Genomic DNA, 19,199 nt, shown 5'->3' with positions numbered 1-19,199 from the left:
GGTGCGAGATCCGCGAATTGCAGTGCCCGCCACCACTCTCGGCCGTGCTGCTCCCACCAGGCCGCTCGGTCGTCGTGAGAGCCTTCGGTGGAGCGCAAGGCGTCGGAGGGCGCCGGCGGTTCGATGCGATCGGCCGGGCCGGCGGGTTCGGGGTGGGCGAACATGTTGTCCTGCAGCGCCTTCGAGACCTTCCCCCCGAGCAGCTGGGTACGCCATCTGCCCAGGTGGAACTTCTCCTGGAAGAACTGCTCGCGGGCGGCCTGCACCGCCTCGCGCGTCGCGGAGTCGCGCGCGGCGGATGCGCTCTCGACGCGCTGCAGCGCCGTCCCCGTGGCGTCCGCCAGTATCTGCCGGAGCACGACCTCGGTGCGCTGCCGCCGCAGTTCGCCGACCCGGTCGCGGATCAGCGCATCGCGGTCGGCCCGGGTGAAATCGGAGCCGAGCGCGAGACCCCGGCGGCGTAGCCAATCCAGTGCGTAGTCGTTGAGCTCCGGATGGGATTCGTCCTGGCGGTCGGAATCGAACCATTCCGAGAGCAGACCGTCGGCGACCTCCAACTGGCCGGCGGCGGTCGCGACACGGTTCCCCAGGAAAGACGCGTGCTGAATGCGCCCGCTCGGCTCGGTGACGGCGGCATAGAGATTGCCGAATTCGTCCATGACGAACAGCACATGGCGATAGCCGCCGGGCCCGTGGTCGAGCCTGGTGGTGTCGAACAACAACCCGTCGGAGGCTCGGTACAGCCGGCCGTCCTCGCCCGGGAACAGCCGATGCGACTCGAGTTCCGCGGCATCCATGTAGTGGACGGGGAGGGAATGATCGGAATCCGGGTCGGAATTCTTGCCCCGCACCGCTCCGGCGAGGAGCGGAATCTGCTGTGTGGCCAGGCCGCGGTGCAACGGCGCCGGGATCCGGTCCGCGAGCACTCGGCCGTTCGGCGAGGCAAGCTCGTCCCATCGTGGTTGCTCCGGCCACACCGTGAACGGTTCGCCGGTGTCGGTGACGCCGATCTCGTAGTGCCCCTCGGAGGTACGACGCACGAATACCGTCGCGTCCCTCGGAGAGTGGATGAATTCGCGCACCCCGCCGTCCGGGCGCTCGATCACCACGTTCAGGTGGTAGGCCTCGGAGACCAGCCGCAAGGCGCCGTCGCCGGAATCGGGCGCCGCGAGGCTCCAGGCCGTATTCGCCCGCCAGCGGTCGAAATCTCTCCGCTCCCGCAGTTCTTCCTGCCACTCCGCATCGTCGATGTCACCGGCTTCCCGGCTCTCATCGACGTCCTGGCGGCGATCGAGTTCGCCTTCCTCCTCCCCGCGGAGGTGTTCCACGATGTGCGAGCGGACTTTCCCGGCCTCGGAGACGCTCAGTATGCGGGCGCCGGCGGCGAACCCCGGATCACCGGTGGTCCGCACCGGCTCCCAGCGCGACGGCATCGGGAACGAGGGCCGGGCCACGGCGGGCGGGGATCGCGGCGCCCGCTGCTCGGCGGGTGCGGGGCTCGAGCTGTCCGCGGTGAATTCGGCCTCGCCGGCTTCCATTTGCCGCTGCAGATCCTCGCCGAAATAGGTATAGACGGGGACCTCCGGCCGTTTGATCCGGACGGTCTCCGCTTTCAGGCGGCCTACCAGCTCCTGCAGCGTCTCGGCGTCCAATTCATATTCCCGGTCGGCCTGCGATCCGTCGATTCGCCGGGCGACCACCCGGAAAGTTTGAACGTCGGTAAGGGTCGCGGTGGTGTCGAACAGAGCGTCCTGGAAACCGAATGTCGTGCCGGGCACGAGATGTCTCCAGGTGAAGTTGGAGTGCGACGCTTCGGTCCGGTGGATCTTGACCTGCGGGGTAGCGGTCGGCCCCTCGCCGAGAATGCGCTCGGCGCGCGCGAGGGCAGCGCTCCGGATACGCTTCTCGGTTTCTCGATCGCGCACGGTGAATTGCCCGTCGCTCGAAAAGTAAACCCGCTGGAAGTCGTCGGAGAACCGCAGGCCCTGTGTTTCGAGGAAAGCGAGGGCGTAGTTGTTCGTCTGCTGATCGGGCCAGTAGTGACCGCTGGAGTCCACAATCCTGGTGACTATCCCGTCCCGCGCCGAGATGGCGCCCGCGGCGCTGACGGTCCGGCCGCGCAGGAAAGACGAATGCTGGATCAGCCCCTCGACCTTCTTCGCGATATACAAATTGCCGAACTCGTCCATGACGAAAATATATTTACGTTCCCCGATGAACTCTTCGTTCCGTTCGGCCTGGAACAGACGGCCGTCACTGGCATGGCGGATCCGCCCGTCACCGTCCACGAAGACCCGATGCGCTTCGCGTTCCACATCGTCCATGTAGTGGACCGGCGTGGGCCGGCTGAACGTCGGCCGCGGCAAGTGGCTCGACCCGATGGTCCGGCCCGCGAGTTTGGCAGCCGGGACTATTCGGCGTCGTATCCAGTGCGTTCTCTTCGCTCTTCTCTTTATGATCGTCGACTCCGGGGGTTTCGGCGCTCTCACCGACACCGGTCGCCGTTCCGGAATGTAGATTCGCCGCAGGGCGGCGCCCTCCAGGAGCGGTTCTGGCCCGCCGGCGAGCATTTCGGTGAGGGGATCCGGGATCTGGACGTTCGCCGTCCTCGCCGCATCCCCCGGGGACGGCTGGGAGAATTCCGGCGCGACGACGGTGGCGAAATGCCCGGTCGCGGTGATACCGACCTCGTAGCCGGCGTCTTCGGTATGCCGCAGGAAGAACTTCGGAGTGTTCGGATTATTTATGATCTCCATCCGCGGCCTGCCCGGCCGCACGAATATGAAATTCAGACGATTAGCGCGGGCAACCGCGGCGAGTCCGGATGCGATATCACTCGACGTGACGTTCTCGGCGATACTCTTCCGTGCGGCTGCGGCATCAATTCCGAGAATGGTGGCCAAGGTCGGGACAATATTGTTCCGCTGGTTCGACGGTATGCGATACCATTCGGAAGGCGACGGCGCGGTGACCCGGACATGCTGCAATCCGGACCGGCGCAGCCGGCGCCCGAACTCCGGCCGGCTGATTATTTCCAGCGTATCCGGTGGCAGATCGCCGTCGGTGTGCGGCTCCCGGACAGCCAGATTCCCATCCCTGCGCACCACGGCGACCCGGTCTCGGCCGCCGTCGCGGAAGTGTATTTCCGCCTGGGTGTCCAGCATGTTTTCCATCAGCACCTGGCGCAGGTCGGAGATGCCGAGGATCCGATCGTTCGCGGAATCCTGGAACGACGGCTGCGCGGCCTCCGCCGTGCTGATCTCCAGGTCCTCGTAGCCGGAGCGGAGCAAGCGCCAGAAGTCCCCGATCGTATGGTCCGACGACGCCCGGGCCGGGCCCCGGTGATCCCAGGAGACATGCACCCCGGCCGCGCCGAAGGTGGCACGCATCGCGCGGTCGGGGGTGCGGAAGTACAGCTTCGTACCGGGCGGATACGCCGCGCCGTCGAAGGCGGCCAGGAATTCACCGATACCGAACCGATCGAGATTTCCTTCGGCATGCATCGGGTCGGCGGATGGTTGGGGGCCGGGGGGCGAAGCGAGGCCGATGGTCCCGCCGCCGCGCACCAGACGCCCCGACAGCGGCCGGTCCATCCCCAGCGACGGCGCAACCGCGCCACCCCCGGCCGAACGCGGCCTGAACAGCACAGCAGGAACATCACGCGGCTCTGGCAGCACCCCCGGCCGGAACTCGTACCGAGAAGACACCCACTCACCATCGGCCCCCAACACCTCATCATCAATCCACACAACGCCATCATCATTCGTCATCAAGTACGAATGCGCACCCACACCATCACCGTCGACGTCGAACTCATCCAGCAATAACGCCGTCGAACCCGGACCCAGCAGACGAAGTTCTTCCGAAATAGCCGCACGATCCCGGAAACGCCGGAAATCACCCGGCACCGCCCGCTTGAAATTCTCCTCCGACACCCCGGCGAGGCCGATGCCGTCCTCATCGAGAACACCGATACCTAAATTTCCGGTGCGCAGACCCAATCTCCCCAGAGCACGCGGCGCGCACACATTCCGGCGAACCACCGAACCCGAACTACCACCGCCGAACACACCCGGACCATCACCCACCGAGCCGACCTGCCCATCCACCGGCAACCCCCACGCACGGGCAGCCCGGACCAACCTCGCAGCCTGCACCCCGGCCTGCACCGACGACGTCAAGCCCAGCCGCGCGGACATGGCGCGTATCCGCCGCTCCACAGCACTCAGACCGATTCCGAGTTCTTCGGCTATCGCGACCTGAGATACCTTCCGCGCGAGCCTTACGAGCACACTCATCTCGTCGTCGAAAAATGAGGCCGTGGTGCCTGATGCCGGATCGACACCGCGATATTCGTAATCCAGATCACCCGGCACCGGCGTGGCGGCCAACCAGCCTCGTATACGAGCCATCCGCACCGCGTTCAGCTGATCAGCACCCCCTGCCAACAGTAATTTTCCGTACAATTTCTCGATACGTCTTTTGACCGAGTAGAAACTGAAATGGATATACCCGGCCGCGTTCAACTCCGTCTTGATGTCCTCATAAGTTTTGTGCTCCATATTAGCTTTACGCCGAGCCATGGCCGATAGGACTGCCACATCCTCAACGGACACCGAAGGCACACTTGGGGGAATATCATGGTCCAGGTCATCGGGTTCCGCATGTCGAGCCAGCAACCCCCACCTGCGCGCCGCCCGCACCAGGCTGAAGGGTTTACGGGCGTCATCGGTCAGATCAAACTTGTCGTACAGCGCATGAACTCGACTTTCGACCATGTCCTGGGTCATTCGAGTAGGTCTGATCGCGCTTATTTCCTCGGCTATCTCTTTGAAAGTTCTGCGCTGCAGATCGGGTTTGCGCAGCGACAGCCAGGAAATCACGTCCACCTCGTCGAGCCCGAACTGCTTCAGCTCACCGGATGCCGGATTGCGCCCGAAGTACACATGGTCGATGTCGCCGGGCAGCGGCTCCGGACGCAACCACCCCCGCTTCCGGCCCAATCGCAGCGCGGTCATTCGGTTGCGATCGGCACCCTTCAACTTCATCTTGTTGAACACCCGTCCCATGAAGGTGCTGGCCGCGGTGGGGGTGATCCCGAAGGCAGTAGCCATCTCCGCATAGGTTTTGCCCTGCGCGACCATCTGCAGCCCCTGCCGCTGCCTCTCGTTGGGCGAATCGACAACGGGCGGCCCGGTGGCGACGGCAGCCACTGTCACAGCCCCGACATCCCGCAGACGCATCGGGAAATCCGCCGCCGGCACCATCGACGAGTCCGCACCACCGTCACGAATCTCGAAAACGCCCCCGCCCCGCAGTTCGGCCCGCACCGTCCGCTCCCCGCCTTCCGGCGTCACCTCCCGCCACGACACCTCCGTGCCCACACCGAAACCGCCGGCAGCCGACCTGTCCAGGAACCGGCCCGTCTCCCACGCCCAGCCCGTACTCACCGCCGGCTGCACCACCCGAACGACACCTTCGCCGCCGAGTCGCGGCAATCCGTTCCGCAAACCGTCCCGGAACTCCGCCATATCCACTACACGACTGCCGGCTCCGTTCCCTATCCGTACCCGCCGGCCCTGCTCCGACTGCTCCACCACGACCCGGAAGTCCTCGCCCTCGCGATCGGTGAACTCCAGCCTCGTCCCCACTGGGAAATCGACCTCCGCGAACTTCTCCCGGAAGACCCGCCAGCCGAACTCGTCGACCCGATCTCCCCATTCCACGCCCGAGAAATCAGCGGCTGTCGCCACGAACTGAGTCGAACCGATAGGTGGTGCGTGAGGTCCGGTGCCTCCGGTGGGTGGGCTGGTCACCGGTTGGAGCCGGTCGTCGGTCACTGGCGCGGTCGAGTCGCCGAAAGCGAAGCGGGTGCCGGTGCCGTGGATCGACAGGAATGCGAATTTCGTCAGCTGCGTGGCGTCGAGGGTGAGGCTGCCGTGCGGGCCGTAAGTGAGCCCGTCGATGGTTCGTGCCACCTCCGGGTTGTGTTCCCACGGATTCTTCAGCTCGAGGAGAATGCCGCCGTCGCCGCCGGAGCGCACATCCAGGACCGAATACACGTGGGGCCCAACCAAACCGGGATATTCGGTGGTGTTCTCCAGGTCTCCACCGAAACTTCCGGTGGACAGCAGGACCTTGTCGCCGCGACTGCGCAGGAACCGCACCAGATCCGCGAAATGTTGCCGGGCAACAGCATTGGTCACCGTTCGCCGCGGATCGAGGACCTGGCCCAGATAATCGAGTACCGCGGTGATCTCGGCCTGCCACCGCGCCCGCTCGGCCGGCTCCAGGTAATAGTTCAGGAAATTCGAGAATCGTTCGACCGAGTCTTCCCTATTGATATTCCAGGTAGGCTCCAGTCCGCCGAGTCGTTGCGCGAACGCGAACACCGACTCCGCATCGGCCTCGGCACCGATCTGCTCGACGAGCAGGTCGTGCAGCCCATCGACACCGAACCGCATCGGATGCAGGAAATCGGCCATGTCGATCCCACGCACCGGCTGATCCACGGTCCCGCCCACCTCGTACGGCGGCAGCAACTCCATCATCGCCCGACCGGCGAACCCCGCTTCGATCGATCCGGCCGTGCCGCCGTGCAGCACCATATAGGCCTTCTCCACCAGCGCCGGCCACAACGCCCGGCCCGCGTCCTGGGCCGCATAGATCATCTGCCCGTGCTCATCGGCCCAGAAATCTCTGTTGACCCGCTTCCACCGCGGCACACCCTGCTTCGGGAAAAATCGCACGACGCTGGTGCCGTCGGGATACTCCGAAACCATATCCCGGATTGCCTGGGGGTCACCGGCGGGAATGACTATCAGCGGCGCGACCAGATAACAGTCACCGACCCGGCCCTGCGCCGCGTCTCCGGGAACAGGTCCCGCATCGCCGAATACCGGGCCCTCGGCCCGCCGGATCGTGCGGCCGAGTTCGCGCAACGCCTGCTCCGAGACCCGCGTGCCGCCATCCAACAGCAGCTCGCCGCCGGGCCCGACGTCTACCGATATCGACGCACCACCCGGAATATGCGTCGTGCCACCCGGAATATGCGTCGCCGCCGGGTCCGGCGACAACCGCCGCAGCCCCAGGAACATGCGGGCGGCGGCCGGCGACGACCAGGAGGCCGGTGTCTCCCAGTGGTACGCGCCGTCGCTGCCCCGGCCGAACACGGTCAGCTCACCCAGCAGACTCCGATGCACCGAATGGACCGGGGCCGCCGGACCGTCACCGATCCACACCGCGAGCAGGTCCGGATTCGCCGGATCGTCGACGCCGTGCAACTCCTCCCCCGGCCGCACACTCAGCAATCCACCGTGCTGGTCCACGATGGTCAACCGGTCCGCCGGCGCCGTGATCGTCGTGCTCGGCATCGGCTGCAGCGGCGGCGGATGGACCGGCTCACCGAACGGCCGCACCGACACCGTCACATCGGCCTGAATATCGGGCCGCAACAGCTCATATGCCTTCTGCGCCAACGCCGCCCACAACGGCTCGCCATCGGTATGCCCCGCATGCGCCGGCAACCCCGACGAATCGTGCAGCAGCCGCCGATCCACCCCCACCCAGCGCGGTTCGCCATCAATAAAGAACCGCACCCCCACCGTCCCGTCCGCGTACTCGTGGAACATCTCCACCAGACCCTGCGGATCCCGCACGGCGAGCCGGCCGAGGTTGCGCATCAGCACCGCGTAGTCCGCCCGCGCACCCTCTCGCGCATCCGAGGCCCGCGGCACCGGCCGCGAATCCACCTTCGCGAACAGCGGACCCGTGTGCATCACCATTGCCGCGGCGGCCGCCGGTCCATCCAAGCCCAGCGCCTGCACGCCATTCTCCGGAACGACGACCCGTGAGCTCAGCGACTCGATCCGCAACGCACCAGCCGCCTCCGGCCGGGTGGCCAGCAGCTCGCCGGCTCCCAGCTGCACCACCCGCCGGTCGTAGAACAGCAACTCGCCGGCCGACCCGTCACGCCTCGGCGCGCCCAGCCACCCGCCACTGGGATCCGCGCTCCAGTCGAGGTGGCGCAGCAGTTCGGTGTGCACCCGATACGACACCGCGGGGTCCGAGCTCAACTGGATCCGGGCGTTGCCCCGCACGTCCTGCCCGTCCCACCGGACGCTGTCCGCGGCCCCGATCACCACCGCCTGCCCGTTCCGGGCGATCAGCACCGTGTTGCCAGTCTCCCCGATCGTATCCGCCTGCTGCACAACCGGATTCGACGGTGCCGACCAGGAGTCGATGCTGCGCCCGGCAGCGAGATCGTTCGCCCTCCCGGATGTCACGGGTTCGCCTTCAAAGAGCCACCCCAGTGCGTTCGCGGTAGACGCGAAGTCCCCGTCCTCGAGATATCCGGGCCCGGGACCGGCGTCCGCGGGGAAGTCCTCGGCGTCTGCTGGCCGCGTCGCACTGCCATCGGTTCCCGGAGCGCCCTCGCCTCCGGTCGTGCGGGGTGTGTCATGACCGAGGACGAATGCGGAAGTGGTTGTGCCGCCGCCTGTTCGGCGCACGATCCGGTGGAAGATAGCTCGGATGCGACGGCGACGGCCGCCTGCGGCAGACGGGGTATCAGCGTGCCGCGCACCGGGCGCCGTCGTCACGTCGTCGGATGCGCCAAGCCCACGAAGTTGGGATGCGAAGCTCCGCAACCGTTCTCGCGTGCCGAGCCGCCGTGCGGATGGCTCGTTCGGGGTGCCATCGGCGCGAACGCGAGTGCTGCCGTCGTGCGGCTCGACCCCCGGCGTGGTCCGCGGGGCTGCTTCGGCCTGGTCCGGATCGGATTCGAGGACATCGAGCAGAGCGTCACCGAAATAGGTCTCGTCAGGTTCGGGCTCGAATCTCGAATCCGGTTGCGGCGCAATCGGTTCGAGCCCATCCAGCACATAGTCCTCGGGCCCCTCCAGCAACGCCCGATTCCCCTGCCCGCGACCGGACGTGTGCACGGCGGGGGCGGTCGATAGTTCGAGGTATCCGTAGAGGACGGTGAAGTCGGGGTTGTAGAAGGACTTGAAGGGGTCTTTTCCGATTCCGGTGATCCGGTAGCCGGTATTGCGCGCGAACAGGAGTTCGTTCTCGCGCACGTTGTGCGCGCGGCCGTCGCGGCCGAGATAGGCCCCGCGCAGGCCGGGCGGTACGACGAGTTCGAAGCGGAAGTTCGGTCTGGTGCTGGTGGCGACCGTTTCGGTGGTCAGTGAGGTGGAAAAGAGGCCGGGCTCCTGCTGCAGAACCTTGAAAAGGAGGCTGAGATCTTTCCGTCCGTCGAGCGTGTTGCCGTGCTCGTCGATGGCCAGATAGTCGACGTTGCCGACCGCGCGGATGACGAGGAACGGTTCGGTTGCCAGCAGTGGCCGACTCGTTCCCCGGTCGAGCAGCTCGAGATACTGCCGGATATTTTCCAGCGTGGGCTCGGCGCCGAAATTTTCTCGGTACGCCTTGTCGAGCCGGCGGTAGAGTCCCGCGTCGATTTGGATCTCTTCCCAGTACGCTTCCGGGCGGGCGTGCTGCAGAATCTCGTCGAGCGCTTGCAGTTTCCGAGTTTCGGAATCGTCGAGATTTGCACTCTCCAGTCTTTCCCGCAGTTCTTTTCTCGACTCGACCAGCGTGCTGATATCGGGTGCCCGGCGCCCTTCCATGAGGAGGCCGGCAATGGTGGCATAGTGCTGGAATCGGCCGAACAATTCCTCGAAATTCTCGCCCGCGCCACGCAGCGTCCGCAACATTTTGTTGGTGAGGGAAGACGATTGCTGGTAGGTCATCAGCGCTTTGCGAACTCCGAGTGGCTGCTGATGCCAGGTGCGAAGCACTTCATGGCCGAAGTCGGCCCCGTCCCGATCACTGGTGAATACGCGCACAGCGCCGCGGGGCAGCGCACCAGCCGGGGTGTCCTGGGTCAGGGGGTGCACCGTCACCGTGGACGATCCAGGGTGTGGCAGGGATGTGGCGACCGCTGCGGGTGCGTGCACGTGGATCTGCTGCGCGGCGGGATGGTTGGCGGTGAATTCGGCGATCGCCGTACCCAGCCGGTCCGCGGAATCACCGGATACCTCGGAGCCGTAATCGATCCAGACGACGGTTGCGTCGCCGGGATGCGTGCGAGCCGTGTCGACGTGCAGTGCCGCGACGCGGCCTGGCGCGTCGTACATCGAATCGGCGGAGGTCGCGGAGTATGCGTGCCAGTGCACCGTCGACGCGGTGTCGACCGGCCCGAAACCGATGGCAATGCGGCCGCGCCGCCCCAAGTCGTCCTCGGCGAAGTACAGCAGATGCGCGGCCGGCGGCGCGCCGCCGGCACGAGCGGCGGCCACCCCGGCGTTCGTTACCGCGGCGCGCACATAGTTGCGGGGGATGTCCAGGTTGTTCCACCGTTCCTGCAGGTCCGGCGGCAGCCCGTCGTCGAAGTCGTCATGCTCCTGGAACCAGTCCCGCGTGACGACGAGGTACTGGATGTTGCGGGTGTGCCGGATCGGGGCGGGGACGGCATCGCTGTTGCGCAGCGCGGGGAACCTGTCGAACAGCCGGAGAACTTCGTCGGTCATCCAGTCGTCGACGAGCAGGTTGTCCCACCAGGTCCGGCCGGTACCCGCATAGGTGTAGGGCGAGTCCGGCTCATACAGCTGCCGCACCACATCCGATGGAAGCTCGTCGTTGTCGTCGGCGAGACTTCCGAGTCTGTTCAGCTCGAGTTCGATCAGCCTCCGCCGGAGCGGACTCTGCATCCCCCACGGGATGTTGTTGCGCAGAGCGGGGAATTCGGTCAGCAGACGGAGCTGTTCGGCATCCGAGAGATCGTCGAAATGCAGGTTGTTCCACCAGGTTTCACCAACATCACCCCACCAGGTGGCCGACGTGCCGAGCCCGGCAGGTGGCCGCAAGGGCGAGCCGCGGCCGGAGCTGTCGTCGCCGCTCGGGCGGTCCGCGCCGATTCCGACATCGCCGAGGGCCTCGGCACCGTCGGCGTCACGACCGGTGGGGATGTATTCGGAGCCGTCCGCGGCGTAGATGATGGCGGTGATCGCACGGAGACCGTCGGTGGGATGTTCCGCGAGCGGATAGTGGCGTCCGGTCTCTGGATCGTATCCGCCGACAGTGCCGTTGTGGATCACGAAAACCGTGGTGTGCGCGCCGATTCCGTGTTCGTCGACCGGACCACTGCGGGCATCGACAACCAAGGCGAAAGCCCCGAATCGGCCGAGTATGTCAGCGATCTCGGCGTGACTGGAGAAGGTTCGCAACTGGGCGCCGGCATGACGGTTGAACTCCTCGGCGCTCATTCCGCCGAGGCCGACAGCATTCTCGGCCGGCGGAGTAATCGGAGCGGCGGGGAGTCTGGCAGCGACATAACGCATGGCGCCGGGCGCGCACTGCGAGGGACGAACACCCGCGGTACCGGCCGAACCGGTGGTGTGAGCGTGCCCGCTGCCGTCGCCGGTGGCCCGCGCTGCCGCTGTAGTGAGTGCGGCGGTGGTTTCCTGGTCGAGCAGGCCCTGGCCGGCCAACTCGAGGGTCTTGGCTACTACGTTCTCGCACCTGGTTTTCGGAGACACCCCGCGCACGGGTCCGATTCCGAATTTCTTGAACAGCACGAGCCTGGCCTTCTTTACCGCAGGCAGGCTGGGCGGAGATCCGTGCTCGCCGAGATGGCGGATAACCTCATCATTAGTGGTGCGGCCTGCCCGGAAAGCTAAAAGCACCTTTCGCTCGATATCATTCAACCTGACAGCCGCGGGCGCCGGGTGCGCGACAGCGGCGGCTTCGGCGAGTAGACGCTGCTGACGGGCTGCGGCTATAGCATCCTCGTCGATCAGGCGCAGCCGGCGAGCTTCGGCCAAGGCGGACTCGCGGTCGGAAACTCCGAGCTTGAAGAATACGCCGTTCTTCCCGCCGCTCATCGCATCTTTTATCGACTTCTCGCTGCTGCCTTGTTGTAGTTGGCGGGCGATAGCACCGTGAGTTTCATACCCGGCGGCGAGGTGCTCGAGGACATTTTTTTGTAGGGCAGTGAGTTTGGGGCCGGGAATTGTTGCCGCGTACGGGTTGCCGGTGGACGTGCGCCCATGGTCATAAGTGTCGCTATCGGGGTGTCGGCGGAGATAATGGACCGTGGCGCCAACGGCAGGGCTATTAATGAAGGTGTACCGGGTGCCTCCGGGTTGAATGATGACGAGATTGGGATTTATGCGATCGATAGCGGCGTGGAATGCGAGGGGAAGGCCGGGGTATTTGGTGGAACGGCTGCCTGCGGTGCGGCCGGCACGGAGTTCGCGGATTTCCTGATCCAGTTCGCGGGCGCGGGCGCTGGTGATGTCGTCGCGGAACTGCTCGACACGGATTTCGTCAACGCGGAACTCCTCGAGTCCGAGGAGGCCGTTATCGTAGTCGGTCAGCAATTGGTCGCGACGCGCGTCTTCGAGAGCTAGTTCGCCCTCGAGCTGATCGCTGGTGATATGCCGGCTGTAGTAGTCGCTGTGTCGTTCGAGATGATCGGCCAGGTCGTCGTACAGCTTCCGGTCTTTACCAAGCGCATGCACGAGGGCTGTCGCAGGCGAATGAAAGTCGTTGCTCCATTGCCCAGGAGTGGGGGTCTGGACAGTGACATCGGAGATGTCGAGAGCGTTCAGCTGGGCGAGGAATTGGTGCGTGTAGACGGTATCCGACGGTTCTGCCGGACTGTGGAGTCCGATCGTGCCGTTGGCCAGGAGGGTGGCGGTCGTGTTGTCGGGGAGGTGGATCTCGGTGCCCGTGGGGAGGGCGTTCTGGTGGATACGGCGTGCGAGGTCGTCGCGGGTGGTCGGATCGGTGGCGTCGGCGGCGGGGTAGCCGGGATCGGTCGGGCCGGTGGCTTGGTCGTCGGATGGCGCGCCGATGCGGATGCCACGTGGGAACACCGGGCGCCGAACATCGCGCTGGCGCAGCGGGCGAATCGGTTCGCTGCCCAGGCGAATCGGGCGGGCCGTGGCGCCGGTCGGGGTGTAGAGAACGGCGAACAGGCCAGCGGAGTCGCGGCGCCCGGGCCATCTGCTGGTGTGACCGCCGGCGTCGGGAATGTAGTCGCGGACGACGATGATGCCATCGTCGTTGACCATCCGGTAAGCATGTGCGCCAATACCGTTCGCGTTGACGTCCGGGTGTGCGTGGACGACCAGAGCCTGCGCGCCCGGGCCGAGCAGCTGTAGCTGCTTGGCGATTTGGTCCTCGCCGGCGTATCCGCGGAGCTTGCCTCCGGCGGCCTTCTCGGCTTGCCGCTTCGAATAGCCCGGCAGCGCCGCGCGCCCGCGACGCGGCCGGGTTGCGGATTCGGTGCCCGTGATCGCGCGGAGCCGGATCGCGCTGCTGGTGATGCCGCGTCGTGCGAATCCATTGCTGATGCCGGTGAGCGCACGGGGGAGGCACTGGTTGTCGTCGAACTCGGCACTGCGCGCAGTGGCATACGGGCGGCTGATGACGGCAGTGTGGGTGCCCGTGCCGTCACCGCGGGCGACCGCGACGGCCGTGCGGGCATTGATGCCGCTACCGCGGATTGGGGCGATGGTCGTGCGGGCATCGGTCCCGCCACCGCCGATTGGGGCGGCGACCGTGCGGACGGGAGTTGTTGCGCTGCTGCCTGTTTGGTGCACGAGCTGTTTGAAGGCGGCCCGGATGCCGCGGCGTGGAGCGTGATCGGCCGACGCGGCGGGCGCGTGCGCCGACGCAGCAGGCGCGTGCTGCGACGTCGTCTCGTCGCCGGGTATGCCACGGCCGCGTAGGCGAGAGGTGAAGCGCCGCAGGTGTTGCATCGCGCGCGCTCGCCGTGAACGCTGCTCGCGCGTGGTGTCGCCGGTGCGGACATCTACGCTGCCGTCGGTTCCCAGGGCGCTGGAGTCCCGGCGTTTGGTCGTGGATGTTGTTGTGCCGCTGCGAGACTGCGGGCGCAGTGTACGGCCGTCTTCGGTGTGTGAGGTGTCGCCGATCTGCCCGCCGGGTGTCGCGGGCTCGAAGCCGGGCGCATCGTAGACGAGGTCGGCCACATCCTCGAACGGCCCCGGCGGCCGGATCATTTCGGCCATTCCGGAGGGACGGCTCATCTCGGCCGGACCCAATTCCGAAGCCGCCTGCGATGTTTCGCCCTGTTCCTGTTGCGTCCGGGGGTCCGGAGTGGCCCCATGCCTGCGCACGCCGCGCGGGGGCGCCCGTGTTTCCCGGCTGCGAGACGGCTGCTTCGGCCGGAGTTTCGGCATTTCCGGAGTCGATATCGACAGATCGAAGGTATCGGGCAGTCCGGTGCGCTCGACTTTTCCGTCGGCCCGGTTGTGGATGCTCCTGACCGGAAACCGGTTCTGCCGGAAGGGATCGTCTCGCAACCGCTCGTCCGGTATCGACGCGTGCCGGCCTGGGATATCAATGGTGAACTTCTGGACAGGCGGAGCCTGCCCGGAGGGCTCGGGCTCCCGCGCAGGCCGCAGCGAACCGGATCGGGGCGGAATCACGAAGGGAGCGAACGCAGCATTAGGCCGGTTCTGCGGTTCGATCCCTGACTTCCGCTCGTCCTCGGGCGCCCCGACATCATCCGGCGCGGCATCCTGGGATTCTTCGGTCTGCCGGAGCGGTTCCCGCTCGTGGACGCCGACTGTCGAATCCTCGTCGCCGGAATCGATTAGGGACTCGGGGTGCTCTTGGATCCGGCGGATGGCCGGGTCGATCGCGGAGGTCCGTTCGTCCCCGGTCTGCCCGGATCCGCGCAAAGCGGGTTCGTGGGATCGCGCGGTGCGATCCGGGTCGGCGCTGTAGACCGACGCGTCGTCGTCAGTGCTGTGAACCGACTCATCGGTGTAGTCATCGGACTCGTCGTCGCTGCCGCGCACCGAATCGTCGTCGATACGCAGTGCGGACCGAATATCCCCCAGCCGCAGCGGGATTCGCGGACCGGCGGGGGCGGTGTGTTCATCCTCGGCTTGCTCGAGTTCGTACGTACTCGGCTCGCCGGAGCGTGTGGGCTCGTCCACACCGATGCTGTCGACCGACCCGTCGGAGCTGCTCGGCGATGGGACGCGGCCGGGAAGCGAAGCGGCCCTGCGGAGTTCGCGTGGCCGATCGAGGGGGCTGAACAGGTCGGACAACCGCTTCGCGGCGCGCTGACGCCGGTCCGGATCCAGGTCGAGGTCCAGGCCGTCGGCCGGCGTCTGCGGCCGCGACGAAGCGGCTGGTTCGCGGTGCTCGGTGTTGGTGGTGCCGGTTGCCTCATGCTCGGGCAGCGGTGCGTACACGACGGTGCCGGTGGATTCGACCGTGTCCGTGGACTCGACCGAGCCTGTGGGAGTGGGAGGCCGGACGACAACCGTCGGCGGCCCCCGCGGCGCGTCGATCGAGTCTTCCTCGTGTGCCGCGTCGTCGTGCGACATCTCGCCGAGCTGCTCCTGCGCCAGCGCGTCCAGCATTTCCCGCTGCAATTGCTCCTCACGGGCGAGGTCGGCGACGCCCTGCTGTTGCGTATCCGTCTGGGAGACAGTCAGATTCAGATGCACCTGGTCCGGGTCGATACCGCGCGCACGGAACTGATCGCGCACTTCGGTCCGGAAGTCCTCGTATGCACCGCCGCGGTGCAGGTCGAGCGCCGCGACTATCGCGATGGCCCGGCTCATGCCGAAACTGTGCCGTGGGGTCTCGGCGCCGAAGCCGACACCGGCCAGCACCTGCTCCGATCCGGTTGGCACGTCCCAGTGGAACATGCCGACGTGATCGTCCTGGAACTCCCGCAGCCACCCGGTCACCCGATGCACCGCGTCCAGATCGCTGACGTAGACCACAATGCTGTCCACCCGGGATTCCAACGGCCCGAACACCTTCACTTCGTCAACCCCCGGGAAGCGATCGGGATCGTCGAGGACCTCGCGCACGAGATGACCGGCGACCGTGGACCGTCCGTTACCGGAGGTATTCACGTAGATCTTGAACTTGTTGTCCGCGATGGGCTCACCGGGCGCATACTCCCGGGCGAAATGCACGACCGGGACGTCCTCGGGTGACAGCTTGCCGGCCTTGCGCGGCGAAAGTACACCCGCCTCGTCCATGGAGGCCCCCTGGGCCGTTCCGGGCGCGCGCTGCGCGAGAATGCGCACCATCTCCTCGATGAACGCGTTCGGATCCGCGGGCCGCTCTCCCGCTCCGACGCCCAGGTAATACGTGTTGTAGAGATCGATCGCATTCCGAATCGCGTCGCGGTTGTCCCAAACGGCGCGCAGGAAGGCAGCCAGGTTTTCCTGCGCCACAGTGGGAGGTTCCACCCCGTTGTGCGCGTAGGTGTGCGCCCGCAATTCCCACAGGTCGTCGAACGACAAGTCCGGCCACTCCGGCTCGAGCACGGTGTACAACTGGTCCAGCGTGAGCGGTTGTTCGAACAGGACCTCGAGTTCCCGGGCAGCGCGCGTCATCGCGGACTCCGTTCGGTACGTCGTCGGCGGCACGCCCGGCCGTCCGTGCGCGGACGAACGCTGTGGTGGAACCAGCGGCTCGAGCGGCAGGAGCGACGGCGCCTCGGTCGAGGACGAACCGTCCGATGAACCCGGCACCTCGAACGTCGGAAGCGGCGGCGCCTCGGTCGAGATCGAAAGGCCCGGCGGGCCTTGCGCTTCGACGGGTTGGATATCGGTCGCCAGGTAGTAGTGCTGGCCGGTGACGAAGACCGCGCTGGGGGGATGACGGTTGCTCACCGCGTCGAATTCGGTCGTCACTATGCCCTGAGTTGTTCGGGAATGCACCGTGAGCGGCCGGTCGAACAATCCCGCCGCTATATACATGACAACATCGGCCGCCAGGTTGTGGTTCCATGCGCCGAGTTCTCGAAGGCTGTCGATATTCTCCCGCGTTGCACCGCGGCTCGACATGTAGTCGAACTGCTCGTGCATTCTGTCGGTTATCCCGATCCGCAGTGCCTGAATACGACGGGCCAGCTCCGTGCCCGCATAGCGCCGTCCGGGGAACAGGAGGGCGTGCAGGACATGGAACATACAGTCGTTGTCGAGCGGCGCGGACGCCCACGCCCGGCCGTCGATGTCCGGGCGGCCCGTCTGCAGAGATACGTTGGAGAACGGCGCGCCGTACCCGGAGTAGTCCTTGACGGCTATCCCGTCGGAGAGCATGTTGTGCCCGGGGCCGATCCCCAGCTCGTCGGCTCGGATCATCCAGAAGTCCAGTGCCGCATCGAGTTCGGTGATCGGCTCGAGCCCTGCCTGGACCGAACCCTCGGCCTCGGGCTGCACGACCTGCGGGGTATGCTGCTCATCCGCAGCCGTCTCCGCCACCACCGGCTTGCTCGTCTGCTCGGCCGAATCATCCAGTGCGACACCCTGATCGGCGTCGGTGCCGCGTTCCGGTTGCGCTTCCTCGGTGCTCGTCTCCGGCTGAGACTCCTTGACGTCCTGCTTCAGGTCACGCTCCTCGGTACCCTGCTTCAGCTCAGGCCCCTCGGCGCCCTGCTTCAGCTCAGGCTCCTCGGCATCCTGCCTCAGGTCAGGCTTCTCGGTACCTTGCTTCGGCTCAGGTTTCTCGGAGTCCTGCTTCGGGTCGGACTTCCTGACGTCCAGCTTCAGCTGCGACCCCTCCGCACCCTTCTCCGGCTGCGACTCCTCCTTGCTCTCCTTGGGCCGCGATTCCTCGGTGCCCCGCTCCTGCTGCGACTCCTCGGTGCCCCGCTTCCCCTGAGACTTCTTGGCACGCCGCTTCCGCCGAGGCTTCTCGGTATCCGGCTGCGGCTCGAGTGCGATGTTGCCGGTGGCTGTTGAATCCCTGCTGACGACAATGGGTTTCACCAGCGTATCGGTGGTGCGTGCGAGGGCGTTGCCGAGCACCCAGAGCATGCCGGCGGGGCCGATGAGCTTGATCAGCATGATGGTCCAGACGCGATGGTTGTCCCCACCTGGGCCGTAGCGCATGAGGTTACGGCGCTGGCTGCCCGTACTCCGGCCCGACCCGTAGCCCCCGGCACCGCCGCCCAGGGGCCAGCCGGACGGTGCGCCACGGTTACTGGCGTCCGAAACGGTCGGGATACTCACGCCGAGGGTGGGCATGAAGGTGACGGTGAGGTCAGCCTCGACCTTGAAATTGTCGGCCGAAACCAGCAAGCCATCGTTTGCGAGCTTGTCGGTCGTGTTTTCGATCTCGAGCGAGTAGAGGGTCGCCTCCGCGGTGACGTCGGTGACCTTCCGGCCGCCGGCGTGCGGCACAGGCGTCGGCAGGTTACCGGTCGACGCGTCGACGCTGTTGAGGAAGGCCGACAAGGATGCCGGGCCGAGAACCTTCGATCGCTTGCGCTGGGCCAGCGTGTTCAGGGCGAGAAGCATGGTCTCGAAGGAATGGTTCCGGCTGCTCGCCTCGATGCCCGGTGCGACCGCACGCAGCGCCCGGCCGAGGCGCTCGAAACCATCGAACCAGTAGACCTGGATGGGCCTCGTCGGCACCCAGGGCTCCATCAGCAGATTGCGAACGTCGCGCGGTACCTCCATGTCGATGGCCACGCTGCCCGCGGGCGGAGCCGGGGGCCGGACCGACGGGTCAGACCTGTAGACGTCGGGCGCGACGCGGGTGGCGGCGGCGTTGTCGGCGGCGGTTCTCGTGTCGGCGGCGTGGAACTGGATGAAGTTCGTGGAGTTCAGGGTCCTCGATTCGGTGTAGGACTGTCGCCACAACCCTGAAATATCCTTTCCCAGCAGGGCTCCCACCACGGATCCCACCAGGACCCCACCCGTGTATCGGGCGAGGTTCAACAGGTACGTCGCCTGCGACTTGTCCAAGCGCTGCCAGCTGACCGTGACCCTGTACAGGTACGGAAGGCCGAAGAAGGCGGTGTCCTCGCCGCGCATCCACGTGTCGTCATCGCGCTGGGAGTCGTGGGTTTCGGTGGCGGTGCCGGCACCCCGCCTGGCGAGGCTGACGGTGGGGCGCACACCGTTGACCTGAAAGCTGGGGTTGAAGCTCCACTGGTCGTCTCCGCCACGACTCGTGCTCACCGCGGTGACGCGGCCACCGTGCGCATTGCCGTCGGCCGAGGTGACCAGGAAGGTGTTCTCGATCGCGACGCCCTTGGGGGCTCGCCAGCCACGAATCTTGCCGAGATTCGCCTTGGGATGGGGAACCGCGCTGAATGTCACTGTGACCCGGCGTGGACCGAGCAAGGGCGACCAGTCGTCGTAATAGAATCCGCTGCCGCCGGGCCCGGCATTCGGCAGGGT

Annotated in this window: 1 protein-coding gene (only partly in view); it reads right to left on the bottom strand. The window is 66.3% G+C overall.

The whole window is internal to an IQM protein middle domain-containing protein gene (locus KO481_RS28070) on the bottom strand: the coding sequence, 53,559 nt in all, runs 12,619 nt past the left edge and 21,741 nt past the right edge, and what appears here is coding positions 21,742–40,940, spanning codon 7,248 (complete) through codon 13,647 (partial); the first complete codon in reading order (the gene reads right to left) occupies positions 19,197–19,199. The start codon and the stop codon both lie outside this window.

This window comes from Nocardia albiluteola (assembly GCF_018860155.1).
Taxonomy (GTDB): domain Bacteria; phylum Actinomycetota; class Actinomycetes; order Mycobacteriales; family Mycobacteriaceae; genus Nocardia; species Nocardia albiluteola.
The sequence above is the reverse complement of the archived record's forward strand: the minus strand, read 5'-3'. Positions and strand labels throughout refer to the sequence as shown.